Here is a 14,479-nt window from a genome sequence, read left to right as displayed (position 1 = left end):
GTGATCCGGGTACGACGAGCCGGTGTCGCGGCACGGCGGTTCCGTTCCTCCCCGTGGCGGCGCTGTCCCCCCGGCCGCCGGTGATGTGCGCGCCGTCGTGGAGTGGTCAGGCTCCGCCGGGCGCGCGGGGATCACCATAGCCTCAGCCCAACCCCCTTGTTCAAGAGGGTTACTGATGGTTCTTCGACGTCGGGGGGTCAGGCGATGAGCAGCCCGATGCCTCCGAGGGTGTACGCGATCATCAGCAGGAACAGCGGCAGTTGGCCCGCGACGGCCCGGGCGGGTGGGAAGAGCCGGACGGAGCGGTCGTGGGCGGCGACGACACCGAGGACGTGACCGGTGACGATCGCGGCGACCTGGAGGGTCGCGAGGCCGCCGGGACCCAGCGGTGGGGCGGGCGAGAGGGCGTTGTCAGTACCCGCTGCCATGATGACTGTACGTGGCCCTTCGGTGACGAAGAGCGAGAAGTAATGGGCGACGAGGTAGCCGAGGGCGATGGGCAGGAGCGAGTGGGCGAAGGAGGTGAGCGGTGTGGTGAGGGACCGGTCCATGAGGCGGAGGGCGCCCGCGCAGAGTCCGTAGCAGGCGGCGGCGAGGGCGACGACGGCGAGGAGGCCGAGCGTGGCGGTGAGGGTGGGGTCGAGGGAGGAGGTCTGGAGGGTGGTGATCCAGCGGGGGTTGTCGGAGAGGCCGTCGTAGGCGGTGGAGCCGAGGAGGACGCAGACGGTGGCGACGAGACCGGGGGTCTGCGGGGTGGAGTCGAGGCCGTGGAAGGGGGAGCGCAGGACCAGTCGGCCGTCGGCGCGGCGGCCGAGTGGTGAGAGGCGGGCGAGGAGGGAGGAGTAGACCTCGAAGGGGTCGGCGTGGGCGAACCAGCGGTCGCCGTAGCGGGCGGCGCCGAGGAGCTGGACACCGGTGTGGACGGCGAGGGCGATGAGGAGGGTGGTGGTGGAGGTGTTGTCGGGGGCGACGAGTTCGAGCCAGGTGAAGACGAGGAGCCCGGCGGCGGCGGGGCGGATGCCGACGGCGGCGGGCACCGGGCGCGGATTCCTCGGCGGGCGGAGGGCGTGGAGGGTGCGGAGCGGGTTGAGGAGGCGCCAGACGGGGCCGAGGAGGAGGGAGGCGGGGACGAGTCCGACCCAGAGGAGGACGTAGAGGGCGCCGGGCGCGGGGTTGCGGTCCGGGTCGTCGGGGCCGAGGAGGAGGTGGAGGAGTACCAGCAGGGCGAGGGCGGCGCCCAGGAGCCGGAGGGTGGTGCGGGTGGCCGGCGCGTCGGCCACCCGCTGGACGGCCGCGGGGAGGGGGCGCCCGGCCAGCTCGCCACGGAAGCGGGAGGTGGACCAGAGCAGCCCGAGGGCGAGGAAGGAGACGAGGAGTGCGGTGAAGGCGCCGGCGTAGGCGTAGAAGGGCGAGAGGGGGAGGTCGTGCCGGGAGCCGATGCCGTGGGCCAGGAGGGCGCCGGTCACCGGACGACGAGCTGGGTCAGGAGGAGTCCGGACTCGTGGGTCTCGACCTCGAAGAGACCGGTCCGGTCGGCGGTGAGGGTGAGGGTAGCGGGGACGCCGGGCGAGAGGGGGACTTCGCGGTCGTAGCCGTGTACGTGGACGGTGTCGGCGCGGTCGCCGGTGACGCGGAGGGTGAGGCGCTCGCCCTTCTTCAACTCGATGCGGGAAGGGGGTGGTTCGACGGTCTTGCCGGTGATGGTGAGGGTGACGGTCCGGCCGGTCTCGGACGGCCGGGGGCTCGGCGGCGCGGCGGTGGCCGTGGTGGTGGCTGGGCCCGACGGTCGGGGGGTCGGCGGGGCCGAGGTGGCGGGGGCGCCGTCCAGGCGGACGGTGGCCTGGACGGGGGCGCCGTCGACGGCCCAGACCGTGTGGTCGTCCGCGTGGAGGCGGACGGTCAGGGTGCGGACGCCGGGCGGTACGTATCCCCAGGCGCCGTACAGGCGGGCGGTCTCCCGGCCGTCGGCCAGGAGGCGGGCGTGCCCCCGGCCGGGGAGGGCGGCGCCGCCGGTGCTGTCCGGGGTGAAGCGGAACCTCTCCACCGTGAGGTGGACGTTCCAACCGCCCTCCGTGTCGGGCCTGGCCTCGACCCGGACGGTGGGCGCGGTCGCCGCGGGGACCTCCCGCAGCCGGTGGCCGGACTCGTCGCGGGCCGGGAGGAGGGTGCCGCTGCTCCCGGAGGCCTCCTCGTGGGTGGTGCCGGGCTTGTGGTGGGTGGTGGCCGGGCCGCCGCAGCCCGCGAGGGGCATCGCGGCGGCCAGGACGAGCACCAGGGAGACGAGGGGCGTCGCCGCCCCACGCGGGTGCCTCGTGCGTGTCACGCGGTTCCCTCCTCGCGGGGCCGGGCCTCACCGGCGGGGGTGAGATCGGAATCGGAATCCGCTCCCGGCTCGGTGCCGGTACCGGAGTCGGTGCCGGTGCCGGAGTCCGAGTCGGTACCGGGGGTGGTCGGCGGGGTGCGGGTGCCTGCCGCGATCACCGCCCAGAGGACCCAGACGACGCCGAGGAGCAGACGGAACCAGGCGGGGCTGAGGGGGATGCCCGGGACCATCAGGACCGCCTTGTCGAAGGCGTCGAGCAGGGTGAGGGCGCCGAGGGCGACCGTGGTCCAGGCGAAGACGGGGCGGGTGGGCCGCAGGGCGAGGCCGACGAGGGTCCACCACACGCCCATGAGGAGCAGCGCGAGGGCCGGGACGGCCGTCGGGGTGAGGGCGAGGGTCGAGCCGACCACGTCAAGGGTCAGGCCCGCGAGGCCGGCGAGCGTGGCCAGGCCCGCGAGCCTGTTGCCGCGCAGGCGGCGCCACCACAGGGCGGTGCCGGTCAGGGCGAGGACGAGGGCGCTGCCGAGGGCGATTTGGGTCTCGACGCGCTGGAGGCCGCGGGCGCCGTACCAGTCGCAGCCGGCCGGGAGGCGGCGCGCCTGGACGTTGTAGTCGGCGCAGACGAGGAGCTGGGCGAGCTTGACGGGTTCGCCGACGAGGCGGTCGGTGTCGCCGGAGACGTCGCCGCGGCGTTCCCCGCAGCCGGGCAGGGCGCCGGGGCTGGCGGCGCCGGCGTCGCTCTGCCAGCAGTTGCCGCTGCCCTGGCCGTCCCACCAGACGTCGGTGCGGTTGGGGCGGGAGTTGCCGGCCTTGTCGACGCCGAGGTGGTTGTCGGCGTAGCGGTTGTGGTGGGAGGTGTCGAACTGCTTGGCCCGGTCGGACTCGCCGCGGATGAACGCGGGCACGGCGTTCAGGTAGAAGGCGGCGCGCTGGTGGCCGTACACCCAGTTGTTCTCGTAGAGGTTCCAGTTGCCGCCCGCGGTGATGATGCCGGTGCCGGGGGGCATGGAGATCTGGGGGCAGACCACGCCTCGTTCGTAGCCGCGGTCGACGGGCGGCTTGGCGCAGGTGCCGTCGGCGACGTACGGGTAGTAGTTCTGGTTGTTGTCGTGGATCAGGTTGCGTTCGAAGCGGGCGTGGTTCTGGGGGAGTCCGGGGTGGCCGGGGAAGGCGGAGTCCATGGAGGCGCCGCCCATGTTGTGGTCGAACTCGTTGTCGTGGACCCAGACCGAGTCCCCGGCGGTGCCGGAGTAGCCGACCATGTTGTGGTGGCTGCGGCAGCCGGTGATCTCGATGGAGTAGCGGGGCACGTCGTAGCCGCGGCCGTCGTTGATGTTCGAGGCCGAGCCGGGGTAGATGCCGGAGTCGCCGTTTCCGTACGACTCGCAGTTCTTGTAGAGGCCGTGGTCGGAGGCGAACGTGAGGAAGCCGTACTCGTCGTTCCAGCGGGTGAGGACGTCGTCGATGACGAAGCCGTCGGCGGCGAGCACGTACAGCGAGTTGAAGGTGGTGCGCTGGGCGGTGAAGTTGCGGAAGTAGACACCGTCGGACTGGTCCGCCCGGATGCCGTTGAGCTTCTGGTACTTGGCGTCGAAGACGACGTCGAGGCGGGAGGCGCCGGTGCCCTCGATCTGGAGGTTCTTCTTGCCGAGGATCGCGACCAGGTTCTGGTTGTGCGGGCACTGCCGCTGCTGCTCGAAGCTGAGGATCTGGTAGCCCAGCGAGGAGTTCGGGGCCTTCAGCGCGGCGCACGCCCCGGTGGGCTTGGGCAGCGAGGGCTCCTCCTCGTAGAGGCCGGGGAGGACCGCGATCGTCATCCCGGGCCGGTCGACGGCGTCGACGGCCTCCTGGAGGTGGCGGTAGCCCTCGCGCGCGCAGCGGTCGAGGAGGGCGAGGTTGCGGGCTTTGACCGGGGCCGGGAAGCCGGATATCCGGCGCGCGAAGTCGGCGCGGTCGGTCTTGCAGACGAGGAGGTCGGGTTCGCCCGAGCGGGGCTGCGGGACGGTGCCGGAGCCGTCGGGGAAGGTGACGGGCCGCTCCTCGTGGGCCTGGGCCCCGGGCGCGGCGAGCAGGGCTCCGGCGAGGGCCGCGAGCACGACCGAGAGGGCGAGGACGAATCTTCGGGTCCAGGACATGCGCGTGAGAGTAGAGCATTGTTCATCTTTTCTGACCCCCTCGCGCAGCACCAATCCGGAACACCTCCCGCCATGCCCCCGTTGACGTGAGCGCCGCGGAATCCTACGGTCATCCATAGGATTCCCTTGCGGGCTCAGGACAGGAGCGGGCGATGACCACGGAGCAGGCCAGGAAGACGGCCGAGGCGCTCACCTACAGCACCGGTTTCGGCAACGAGCACAGCTCGGAGGCGGTCCCCGGTGCACTGCCGCACGGCCGTAACTCGCCGCAGCGCGCACCCCTCGGCCTCTATGCCGAGCAGCTCAGCGGCAGCGCCTTCACCGAGCCGCGGGCGCACAACCGCCGCTCCTGGCTCTACCGGATCCGCCCCTCGGCCGCGCACCCGCCGTTCACCCGGATCGACGACGGCACGCTGCGCGGGGCCCCCTTCACCGAGACCGTGCCCGACCCCAACCGGCTCCGCTGGAACCCGCTGCCCGAGCCCGCCCCCGGCACCGACTGGCTCGCCGGCCTGTGGACCCTCGGCGGCAACGGCGACGCGACCCAGCGCACCGGCATGGCCGTGCACCTCTACCACGCCAACGCCTCCATGGAGCGGGTCTTCGGCGACGCCGACGGCGAGCTGCTGATCGCCCCCGAGCGCGGCGGCCTCCTGCTCCGCACGGAGCTGGGCCTGCTCGCCGCCCACCCCGGCGAGGTCGCGCTGATCCCCCGCGGCGTCCGCTTCCGTGTCGAGCTCCTGGACGAGACCGCCCGGGGCTACGTCTGCGAGAACTACGGGGCGCCCTTCCAGCTCCCCGACCTCGGCCCCATCGGCGCCAACGGTCTGGCCAACGCCCGCGACTTCCGGGCCCCCGTCGCCGCCTACGAGGACGTCGAGGGACCGGTCGAGGTGGTCAACAAGTACTGCGGCCACCTGTGGTCGGCGACCTACGGCCACTCCCCCCTGGACGTCGTGGCCTGGCACGGCAACCACACCCCGTACGTCTACGACCTGCGCCGTTTCAACGTCATCGGGACGATCTCCTACGACCACCCCGACCCGTCGATCTTCACGGTCCTCACCGCGCCCTCCGACACCCCGGGGCTCGCGGGCGTCGACTTCGTCGTCTTCGCCCCGCGCTGGCTCGTCGGCGAGGACACCTTCCGCCCGCCGTACTTCCACCGCAACGTGATGAGCGAGTACATGGGCCTGATCGAGGGCGCCTACGACGCCAAGGCCGAAGGCTTCGTGCCCGGCGGCGGCTCGCTGCACAACATGATGTCCGCGCACGGCCCCGACCGGGAGACCTTCGACAAGGCCAGCGCGGCAGAGCTGAAGCCGCAGCGGATCGACGACGGCCTCGCCTTCATGTTCGAGACCCGCTGGCCGGTGACCGCGACCCCGCAAGCCGCGAACGCCGACCATCTGCAGAAGGGGTACGACGACGTATGGCAGGGTCTGGAGCGCCACTTCCGGCCGTAGTGTCGTGGCCGTAAGCCCGTAGGCCCTCGTACGGAGAACACGTGACCGCCTTCGCTCCCGACTCGCTGGTCCTGAACCGCAAGCTGCCGCTCTGGTATCAGGTCTCGCAGTCGTTGCGCGCCTCGATACTGGGCCGCACGCCCGACGCCTCGCTGCGGCTGCCCACCGAGGAGCAGCTCGCCGCCCACTACGGCGTGAGCGTGCTGACCATGCGCCAGGCCCTCAAGGAGCTGGAGGAGGAGGGCCTGATCAGCCGGCACCGGCGGCGCGGCACCTTCATCGAGCCGGGTGCCCGCCGCTCCACCCCGCGCCGGCTGCTCGGCTCGATCGACGCGATCGTGGCCCAGCAGTCGGGCGAGCGGACGACGGTCCTCGGCCACGGCGCGGAGCCGGTGCCGGGCGAGCTCGCCGAGTACTTCCCGGACGTGGCGGAGGTCGTGGCGTACCGGCGACTGCGCCGTGACGGGGAGAGCGGCGAGCCGACCAACTGGGTGGAGAACGCGGTGCGGCCCGAGCTCGCGGCCTCGATCGACCCGGCCGACCTGGAGCGCTGGCCCATGACGAAGGTGCTGCGGGACGTGGTCGGGGTGCGGATCAGCCGCATCACGGACACGGTCGAGGCCCGCCTCGCCGACCCGGAGACGGCGGGCCTGCTCCAGGTCCCGCTGCTCTCGCCGATCCTCCACTACACCGGTGTGACCTACGACGAGGACGGCAGGGTCGTCGACGTGGCCCGCATCCGGTACCGCGGCGACCGCTTCTCCTTCACCGTCACGGTGGAGGCGCACTGAGGGCGGTCGTTAGCATGCGGGGCGTGACGACAGCGCCCGGAGCGGACGACGACCTGCCCCTCCTCGACGACCTGATGCCGTGGTCCGTCGCGCCGCTCCGCTTCGGGCGGTCCTGGATCGTGGCGCCGGACGTGCGGACCCTGCGGGCCCGCTGGGACCGGCTGACCGCCGCCGAGGGGGCCGAGCGCGAGGCGCTCTTCCGCCCGAGCCGGGCGCGGACGCCGTCGAGCGCGGTGGCGGCCCTGCCCGGTCAGCGCACCGGGACCGCGCGCTTCGCCCGCGAGTCGGGCCCGTTCCCGGAGCCGGTACGGGTCGCGCAGGGGCCGTTCGACGAGCAGTGGCTGCTCCCCGACCACCGGCTCATCGACACCGCGCGCCCCGAGCTGTGGCGGGTCGTCGGCGAGCCCCAGATCTTCGCCGTCGAGCAGGGGTACGTCCCCGGGGCGGCCGGTCAGGGGTCGGCCGGTCACGGGCCGACGGGTCACGGGTCAGCCGGTCACGGAGCGCCCGGTCTCGGGTCAGCCGGCCCCGCGCTCCTGGTGACGGCCGCGCTCCCCGAGGGCCGCTCCCCGGCGGGCAGGCCCGGCCGGATCCGCCCGCTGTTCCGGCGGCCCGGCGGCCGGGAGCCGAATCTCGCGCCGGGCCTGCTGCCCTTCCTCACCCGCCGGTACGGGCACGAGGTCGACGCCCGGGAGTGGCTCGCCTGGACGGTCGCGGCGGCCCTCCCCTCCCCCGCCGGCTGCCGCGTCCCGCTCCCCGGGGACCCGGAGGTCTGGGCAGCGGGCGTGGCGCTCGGCCGGGAGCTCGCCGACGTCCAGCTCCGGGGCGCCCTGAGCGGGTCGAAGCCCCGGCTGCCGGGCGGGCGCCGCCCCTATGTGCGGGCGGCGGTCCCCGCACGGCCCGAGGCGGTGACGTACGACGCGGGGGACGAGGTCCTGTGCCTCGGCGAGGGCCGGATCTCCCCCGTACCGCCGGAGGCCTGGGAGTTCCGGGTCGGCGGGGTGCGCGTCCTGGAGCAGTGGTTCGCGCACCGGACCGCGCCGGCGGAGCCGGGCTCTCTGGAGGCGATGGGCCCGGCCGGCTGGCCCCAGGAGTGGACCTCGGAACTGCTCGACCTGGTCACGGTCCTGGCGCTGCTCGGCGCACGGGAGCCGGAGCGCGCCGCCTTCACGGAGTCCGGCACGGCGACCCGGGAGGAGCTGCGGGCGGCCGGAGTGCTGCCCGTGCCGGACCGGGCCCGCCGCCCCGCGTCCGTACTGGACCATCAGGAGGAGGGCCCGGAGGGCCAGTTCGCCCTCCTCTAGAGGGCGCTGTGGCAGGCGCCCTCAGGCCGGGGCGGGCACGAACGAGTCGAGCACGCGCCGCAGCGTCCGCTCGAAGATCTCCTCGGGGTCGAGGGGTTCGGCTCCGGCCGAGGCCAGGACCGCGGCCAGCCGGGGGTAGCCGCCGCCGGCGAGCTGCCGCATCAGATAGGCGCCGCGGACGGCCTGTTCCTGTTCGCCGGACCAGGGCAGGGAGCGGGCGCGCTCGGCGAGGGCGATCTCGTTGGCGACGATGGTCATCACGGTGCCGTTGACGCTCGCGATCAGTTCCATCTTGGTGCCGCCGGGCAGGTCGAGGCCGTCGAGGCAGCCGAGGCAGTGCTCCAGGAACCGCAGGGCGTTCGGGCCGTAGGCGTAGCCGGTGGTCATCAGGCGGATCACCCAAGGGTGGCGGTGCAGGATTCCACGCGCCTGCCGGCCCATGTCGAGCATGTCCGCGCGCCAGTCGCCGCCGGACGTGCCGAGCGGTTCGGAGAGTTCGTACTCGGCGCTGACGGCGTCGACCATCAGCTCGTACAGGTCCTCCTTGCGCGGGACGTAGTTGTAGAGCGACATCGTGCCGCAGCCGATGTCACCCGCGAGGCGGCGCATCGAGACCGCGTCGATGCCGTCGGCGTCGGCGACGCGGACCGCGGCGGCCACGATGTCGCTCCGGCTGTAGGCCGGTCTGGGACCGCGGCCCGCGCGCTCGGGCCGGGCCCAGATCACTTCCGGTTCGGCCGCTCGGCCCGCCATGGATCATCACCTCGACCCCCATCGTAGTTACGTACACCGTACGTAGTGGGGTATGGTCGCGCCATGACGACTACGTACGCTGTACTTAGTGAGGGTCTGCGGAAGCGATACGGGGAGGTCCACGCCCTGCGCGGGCTCGACCTGGCCGTCCCCGAGGGCACGGTCTGCGGCGTCCTCGGCCCCAACGGAGCCGGCAAGACCACCGCCGTCCGGGTCCTGACGACCCTGGTCGCACCCGACGCGGGCAGCGCGCGGGTCGCCGGGCACGACGTGGTGCGCGACCCGGCGGGCGTCCGCGGCAAGATCGCGGTCACCGGCCAGTACGCCTCCGTCGACGGCGACCTGACGGGCGCCGAGAACCTCCGGCTCTTCGCCCGGCTGCTGCGCGCCCCGCGCTCCCGCGCCGGCGAACTCCTGGAGCGCTTCGACCTGACCGCCGCGGCCGACCGGCCCGCCCGCACGTACTCGGGCGGGATGCGGCGCCGCCTCGACCTGGCCGCGAGCCTCCTCGTCCGGCCCGACGTCCTCTTCCTCGACGAGCCGACGACCGGCCTCGACCCGCACAGCAGGAACGGCATCTGGGACGCCGTACGGGAGCTGGCGGCCGAGGGCACGACCGTCCTGCTGACCACCCAGTACCTGGAGGAGGCCGACCAGCTCGCCGACGACATCGTCCTGATCGACGAGGGACGGGTCGCCCAGCGCGGCACACCCGCCGAGCTCAAGGCGCTCATCGGCCACCACGCCGAGGTCGTCGTCGCCGACCCCTCGCTCCTGGAGGCGGCCGCCGCCGTCCTCGACCGGCTCACCGGCGCGGCCCCGGTCCTGGACGCCGAGCGGCGCACGGTCGGCGCGGTGACCGCGGACACCACCCTCACCCTCCCCCGGCTCGTCCGCGAGATCGACGCCGCCGGGGTCCACATCGTCGACGCGTCCCTGCGTCCGCCCACCCTCGACGAGGTGTTCCTGCGCCTCACCGCCCGGAAGGAGCCCGCCGCGTGAGCGCGCTCGTGCACGACGGGACCGCCGTCCTCGGCCGCCATCTCCAGCGGATCCGGCACGCCCCCGCCATCACCGTCATGACCCAGACGATGCCGATCGTCTTCCTGCTCTTCTTCGGGTACGTCTTCGCCAGCGCGCTCGCCGTGCCGGGCGCCGAGTACCGGGCCTATCTGGTCCCCGGCATCCTCGTGGCGACGGCGTCCGGCGGCCTGATGACCGGCATGTTCCAGGCCGCGCAGGACTCGCACCGGGGCGTCATGGACCGTTTCCGGACCCTGCCCGTGAGCCGGGCCGCCGTCCCCCTCGGGCAGGCCCTCGCCGACCTGGTGGCGAGTGCGGTCGGCACGGTCCCGCTGCTCCTCGTCGGACTCGCCATGGGCTGGCGGATCGAGGGCACCGCCCTGGAGGCCCTGGGCGCCTTCGGGCTGCTGCTCCTCTTCCGCTTCGCGACGACCTGGATCGGCATCCTGCTCGGCCTGGCCTCGCAGAGCGAGGAGGCGGCCGGCCAGCTGGGCAGCGCCTCCTTCATGCTGCCGCTGCTCTCCAACGCGTACATCCCGACCGACGGCATGCCGGGCTGGCTGCGGACGATCGCCGAGTGGAACCCGATCTCGGCGGTCACGACGGCCGTACGGAAGCTCTTCGGCAATGCGCCCGTACCGACGGACGCGGCCTGGCCGGTGGCGCACCCGGTGGCGGGGGCGCTGCTCTGGTCGCTCGTGCTGATCGCGCTCTTCGCCCCGCTCGCGGTCCGCCGCTACGCCCGTCGCTGACCGGGCCGGGGTGACGTATCCCCTGATGACAAGGCCGGGCCCGGCAGGGTAGGCAGGGCTGTCATGAGCACTCAGCCACTCCCCCTCGAAGGGATCACGGTCGTCGCCGTCGAGCAGGCCGTCGCCGCCCCCTTCGCCACCCGGCAGCTCGCGGACCTCGGTGCCCGTGTCGTCAAGATCGAGCGCCCCGACGGCGGGGACTTCGCCCGGGGGTACGACACGGCCGCCCGCGGCCTCGCCTCGCACTTCGTGTGGTGCAACCGCGGCAAGGAGTCGGTGGCGGTCGACCTCAAGGACCCCCGGGGTCTGGCGCTCGTCCGGCGCATGGTGGCCGGCGCCGACGTCTTCGTCCAGAACCTCGCGCAGGGCGCCGCGGCCCGCCTCGGTCTCGACGCCGCCACGCTGTGCGCCGCGCACCCGCGGCTGATCGCCGTGGACGTCTCGGGATACGGGGCGGCGGGTCCGTACGCGCACAAGCGGGCCTACGACATGCTCGTGCAGTGCGAGGCGGGGCTCGTCTCGGTGACCGGCACCCCGGACCAGCCGGTCAAGTCGGGGATCCCGGCGGCCGACATCGCCGCCGGGATGTACGCCTTCTCGGGCGTCCTCGCCGCACTCGTCCGGCGCGGCACGACCGGGCGCGGCGGCCCGGTGGAGGTCTCCCTGCTCGACTCGCTGGCCGAGTGGATGGGGCATCCGCTGCACCACGGGTCGCACGGAGGCACGAGCCCGGCGCGAACGGGGCTCGCGCACGCGGTGATCGCCCCGTACGACGCCTATCCGACGGCCGACGGAGGCCTGGTGCTGCTCTCCGTGCAGAACGACCGCGAGTGGCGGCGGCTCGCCGAACAGGTCATCGGCCGCCCCGAGCTCGCCGAGGACCCGGCCTTCGCGACGAACACGGCGCGGGTCGCCGGGCGTGCGGCGACGGACGCGGTGGTGGCGGAGGCGCTGGCCCCGCTCACGGCCCCGGAGGCGCTGGCGCGGCTCGACGCGGCGGGCGTGGCCTGCGCCCGGCTGAACTCGGTCGCGGAGCTCGCGGACCATCCCCAGCTGACGGCCCGGGACCGCTGGAGGCCGGTGGACTCCCCGGTCGGGCCGCTGCGTTCACTGCTGCCGCCGATCGTCTTCCCGGACGGGCCGGAGCCGCGCATGGACCGGATCCCCGCGCTCGGGCAGGACACGGACGAGGTCCTCGGGGAGCTCGGGGTGCCCGAGGCGGAGGTGAAGGAGCTCAGGAGCGCGGGCGTGATCGCCTGACGAACCGCCCGGCGCACCAGGGGCCGGCGCAACGGTCGAGGCCCCTCGGCACCTCAGGGGCGGCCGACCGGCCCGGACACGACGGAACGCCGGACGGGCGGGGACACGTCCGGCGTTGTCGCGAGCGGGGTCGTACGGGAGAGCGGTCGGAGCGGGCGGGCGACCTCGGGGTACGCGGCCCGACCCCCGGCCCTCTAGTGGCGCGCGCCGAAGAGCGAGCGGCGCAGCCGGCGGAGCGGGGCGAAGAGCGAGACGCGTGCGCTGCGGCCGCGGTGGCTGTGCACCGGCGCCTCCGGCATACGCGACGTCAGTTCCCGCATCAGCAGCGTCGCCTCGGCCACCTCGCGCTGCGGCACGGCGGGACCGCCGAGCACCGCGAGATGGCGGTCGAGGCGCGAACTCGTCGCGCTGCTCCCGCAGGTGATGGCAGGCACTCGCGGCCTGCTGCGCATTGCTATCTGTTCCATGTCACTCCCCACCCGTACAAGGGCACCCGGCCCGGGCAGGTTAACCCTATCGCTCCACCGTCACACCCGTGTATCCCGCCGACGGGATTCACCGCCCCCGTACGAGGGTTGACGGTCACTGTGCGAATCCATCTGATTCCAGGGTGAGTTGGACAGGCCTCGAACACCTGTCGAACCGTCACGAACCATCCTGCACCGAGGGCGGCGCCCACCGGCCACGCGGACGGGTGTGATCTCCGCCACCAAGATCGTTCCACCGCTCCGGCCCGCCCGGTCCCGTACGGACCGGAGTCGGAAGGACACCGCTCGGTTACCGTGGAGCCATGACGGTGATCGCGGGTCGTTACCGGCTGCTGGACGTCCTCGCGGAAGGGGCGACGGGCACGGTCTGGCGCGCCCTCGACGAGACGCTCGTCCACGAGGTGGCCCTCAAGGAGCTCCGTGCCCCGGACGGGCTCCCGGCCGACGAAGTCCCCCTGCTGTACGCGCGCCTGGAGCGCGGGGCGCGGGCGGCCGCCCGTATCTCCCACCCCTCGGTGGTGCGGGTGCACGGCGTGGCCACCGAGGACGGCCGGCCGTGGGTCGTGATGGAGCTGGTCCGCGGCCTCAGCCTCGCCGAGACGCTGGAGGCCGGCGGTCCGCTGCCTCCCCCGGAGGCGGCCCGTGTCGGTGCGGAGGTGCTCGCCGCGCTCCGGGCGGCGCGCGAGGCGGGCGCCCCCCACCGGGGCGTGGACCCGGGACACGTCCTGCTCGCCAACGACGGGCGGGTCGTCGTGACGGGATTCGGTACGGGGATCACCGCCCCACCGGAGGGTGCACGGGACGCGGCGGCTGAGCTGCGGTCCCTCGGGGTGCTCCTCGACAACGCCGTGGGAGGCCGGCCCGGGCCGCTGACCTCCGTGATCGGCCGGCTCCTCGGCGAGGACTCCGGGTCGGCCCTGACGGCGGATCAGGCCGAGCGCGAGCTGAGGCGATCGGCCCCGGGCGGTGCGCCACGGGCGGCCGAGGGGTCCTCACGCACGAGTTCCGGCACTCCGAGCCGCCCGAGGAGCGGGAGCGGTGGCGACGACGGGCCGCGCGGCGGGGGTCCGTCACCGGGGCCCGCGGGAGCGCGGCCGCCCCGGCGATCGGCACGGCCCCGCCGGGGCCCGGTCCTGGCGGCCGGGCTCGTCGGGACCCTGCTGATCACCGGGGCGTTGACGTACCACCTCGTACGGGACGGGGAACCGGGCGCCGGTCCCGGTCCGGGCGGGGTCACGAGCACCGCTCCGGCCGGTCCCGGCTCGACGGGTACGAAGGACGGATCCGCTACACCGCCCCGTTGAAGGACGGCAGGTAGCCGCCCGACTGTCCGGCCGCGGTCGGGTGGTAGGACTCCCCGATGTTGAGCCAGTTGACGCTGTGCAGCCACGCGGAGCCCGAGCAGATCTCGTGGCCGGTGAAGGGCGGGACGACGCTGGCGAAGGTGTAGCCGTGGTCGGCCGCACGCTTGGCGACGGCGGCGTTGAGGTAGTCCGAGGCGCCGTTGATGGCGCTGCGCTCGGCCTCGCTCAGACCGGCGACGCAGTTGCCGCCCAGCTTGTAGAAGCGCGGGTAGCCGAGGACGACGACCTCGGCGCCGGGCGCCTTGTTCCTGATGGCCGTGTAGACGGAGTCGAGCTTGCCGGGCAGCGTGGAGTCCACGTAGGCCTTGGCCTGATTCACGCGGTTGATACAGGTGGCCTCGGACTGCAGCACACAGGTCGTCATGACGTCGGCGAAACCGGCGTCATTTCCCCCGATCGTGATGGAGACCAGGTCTGTGGCGGCCGAGAGAGGTCCGAGCTGATTGGCGGTCACATCACCCGTTCGGGCGCCCGAGCAAGCGGTGAACGCGAAGGACGAGGGGGCGTTGGCGTTCTTCCAGAGCACCGGAAACGCCTTCGTGGAGCGCTTGCAGTCGCCACTGGCGCTGTCATAGCTGCCGGCACCGACACCGGAGGAGTACGAGTCCCCCAGCGCCACATAGTCGAGGGCGGCGGTTTCGGCCGCCTGAGCCGCGCTCACCCCGGTGAGGGTGAGGACGGCGCCGAGCAGGAGCGAGGACGAAAGGGCCGCGAAGCGGGGCAGTCTCATGGAACCTCCCTGTAGCAGGATCTCTGCGCTACCAGGTAGTAGCATCGGATCCGCCGCACCGGAAGTGTTCATGTCAAAACTGGTGCCGGA

At 73.5% G+C, this 14,479-nt stretch carries 13 protein-coding genes; 7 read left to right on the top strand and 6 right to left on the bottom strand.

What is annotated here, in order from left to right; genetic code table 11:
• Nucleotides 1-197: 197 nt before the first annotated feature.
• Genes SGA01_RS17110 through SGA01_RS17100 form a run of 3 tightly spaced genes read right to left on the bottom strand, consistent with a single transcriptional unit; the run spans nt 198 to nt 4,458 of the window.
• Complete coding sequence (locus SGA01_RS17110) at nt 198-1,466, bottom strand: hypothetical protein (protein ID WP_141297358.1); 1,269 nt, start codon at nt 1,464-1,466, stop codon at nt 198-200.
• Nucleotides 1,463-2,323 (bottom strand): cupredoxin domain-containing protein, encoded by an 861-nt coding sequence (locus SGA01_RS17105; RefSeq protein WP_141297357.1) that lies wholly within the window; start codon nt 2,321-2,323, stop codon nt 1,463-1,465. Before SGA01_RS17105 ends, SGA01_RS17110 begins: the two co-directional genes overlap by 4 nt.
• Complete coding sequence (locus tag SGA01_RS17100) at nt 2,320-4,458, bottom strand: right-handed parallel beta-helix repeat-containing protein (protein WP_141297356.1); 2,139 nt, start codon at nt 4,456-4,458, stop codon at nt 2,320-2,322. The genes SGA01_RS17105 and SGA01_RS17100 overlap by 4 nt, the downstream gene beginning before the upstream one ends.
• 152 nt (nt 4,459-4,610) lie before the next feature.
• Between SGA01_RS17100 and hmgA the strand changes: the two genes are divergently transcribed.
• The 3 genes from hmgA to SGA01_RS17085 are packed head-to-tail and all read left to right on the top strand — an operon-like array spanning nt 4,611 to nt 8,019.
• Entirely contained in the window at nt 4,611-5,924 is a 1,314-nt protein-coding gene (gene hmgA, locus SGA01_RS17095) for a homogentisate 1,2-dioxygenase (RefSeq protein ID WP_141297355.1), read from the top strand.
• Nucleotides 5,925-5,965: 41 nt separating this feature from the next.
• Nucleotides 5,966-6,715, top strand: coding sequence for a GntR family transcriptional regulator (locus SGA01_RS17090; protein WP_055644380.1), 750 nt, complete (start codon nt 5,966-5,968; stop codon nt 6,713-6,715).
• 14 nt (nt 6,716-6,729) lie between these two features.
• On the top strand, nt 6,730-8,019 hold the full coding sequence (locus tag SGA01_RS17085) for a type ISP restriction/modification enzyme (RefSeq protein ID WP_141297354.1): 1,290 nt from the start codon (nt 6,730-6,732) through the stop codon (nt 8,017-8,019).
• Nucleotides 8,020-8,040: 21 nt separating this feature from the next.
• Here the strand turns inward: SGA01_RS17085 and SGA01_RS17080 are convergent, their stop codons facing one another.
• The gene (locus SGA01_RS17080) at nt 8,041-8,772 is read right to left on the bottom strand and encodes a TetR/AcrR family transcriptional regulator (RefSeq protein ID WP_141297353.1); all 732 of its coding nucleotides are present in this window, start codon (nt 8,770-8,772) and stop codon (nt 8,041-8,043) included.
• Nucleotides 8,773-8,835: 63 nt separating this feature from the next.
• Here SGA01_RS17080 and SGA01_RS17075 point away from each other — a divergent pair, with 63 nt between their 5' ends.
• The 3 genes from SGA01_RS17075 (at nt 8,836) to SGA01_RS17065 (ending at nt 11,807) form a co-directional block, all read left to right on the top strand.
• Nucleotides 8,836-9,774 (top strand): ATP-binding cassette domain-containing protein, encoded by a 939-nt coding sequence (locus SGA01_RS17075; RefSeq protein ID WP_141297352.1) that lies wholly within the window; start codon nt 8,836-8,838, stop codon nt 9,772-9,774.
• Nucleotides 9,771-10,547, top strand: coding sequence for an ABC transporter permease (locus SGA01_RS17070; RefSeq protein WP_141297351.1), 777 nt, complete (start codon nt 9,771-9,773; stop codon nt 10,545-10,547). Before SGA01_RS17075 ends, SGA01_RS17070 begins: the two co-directional genes overlap by 4 nt.
• A 63-nt stretch (nt 10,548-10,610) precedes the next feature.
• Nucleotides 10,611-11,807, top strand: a complete 1,197-nt coding sequence (locus SGA01_RS17065) for a CaiB/BaiF CoA transferase family protein (protein ID WP_141297350.1) — start codon at nt 10,611-10,613, stop codon at nt 11,805-11,807.
• Nucleotides 11,808-12,001: 194 nt separating this feature from the next.
• Here SGA01_RS17065 and SGA01_RS17060 read toward each other — a convergent pair whose 3' ends face one another.
• Entirely contained in the window at nt 12,002-12,274 is a 273-nt protein-coding gene (locus tag SGA01_RS17060; RefSeq protein ID WP_079037679.1) for a hypothetical protein, read from the bottom strand.
• Nucleotides 12,275-12,597: 323 nt separating this feature from the next.
• On the opposite strand from SGA01_RS17060, the gene SGA01_RS17055 reads away from it, so the two are divergent.
• On the top strand, nt 12,598-13,599 hold the full coding sequence (locus SGA01_RS17055; RefSeq protein WP_141297349.1) for a protein kinase domain-containing protein: 1,002 nt from the start codon (nt 12,598-12,600) through the stop codon (nt 13,597-13,599).
• Here SGA01_RS17055 and SGA01_RS17050 read toward each other — a convergent pair.
• A complete protein-coding gene (locus tag SGA01_RS17050; protein ID WP_141297348.1) occupies nt 13,583-14,389 on the bottom strand; it encodes an SGNH/GDSL hydrolase family protein in 807 nt (268 codons plus the stop codon). The two genes, SGA01_RS17055 and SGA01_RS17050, sit on opposite strands and share 17 nt — an antisense overlap.
• Nucleotides 14,390-14,479 lie beyond the last annotated feature (90 nt).

Origin of the sequence: Streptomyces gardneri (assembly GCF_006539185.1) — a bacterium.
GTDB lineage: Bacteria > Actinomycetota > Actinomycetes > Streptomycetales > Streptomycetaceae > Streptomyces > Streptomyces gardneri.
The sequence above is the reverse complement of the archived record's forward strand: the minus strand, read 5'-3'. Positions and strand labels throughout refer to the sequence as shown.

Coding starts and splice junctions, on each gene's coding strand:
- SGA01_RS17100 (WP_141297356.1), bottom strand. CDS start 4,458: ATGTCCTGGACCCGAAGATTCGTCCTCGCCCTCTCGGTCGTGCTCGCG.
- hmgA (WP_141297355.1), top strand. CDS start 4,611: ATGACCACGGAGCAGGCCAGGAAGACGGCCGAGGCGCTCACCTACAGC.
- SGA01_RS17085 (WP_141297354.1), top strand. CDS start 6,730: ATGCGGGGCGTGACGACAGCGCCCGGAGCGGACGACGACCTGCCCCTC.
- SGA01_RS17080 (WP_141297353.1), bottom strand. CDS start 8,772: ATGGCGGGCCGAGCGGCCGAACCGGAAGTGATCTGGGCCCGGCCCGAG.
- SGA01_RS17075 (WP_141297352.1), top strand. CDS start 8,836: ATGACGACTACGTACGCTGTACTTAGTGAGGGTCTGCGGAAGCGATAC.
- SGA01_RS17065 (WP_141297350.1), top strand. CDS start 10,611: ATGAGCACTCAGCCACTCCCCCTCGAAGGGATCACGGTCGTCGCCGTC.
- SGA01_RS17060 (WP_079037679.1), bottom strand. CDS start 12,274: ATGGAACAGATAGCAATGCGCAGCAGGCCGCGAGTGCCTGCCATCACC.
- SGA01_RS17055 (WP_141297349.1), top strand. CDS start 12,598: ATGACGGTGATCGCGGGTCGTTACCGGCTGCTGGACGTCCTCGCGGAA.
- SGA01_RS17050 (WP_141297348.1), bottom strand. CDS start 14,389: ATGAGACTGCCCCGCTTCGCGGCCCTTTCGTCCTCGCTCCTGCTCGGC.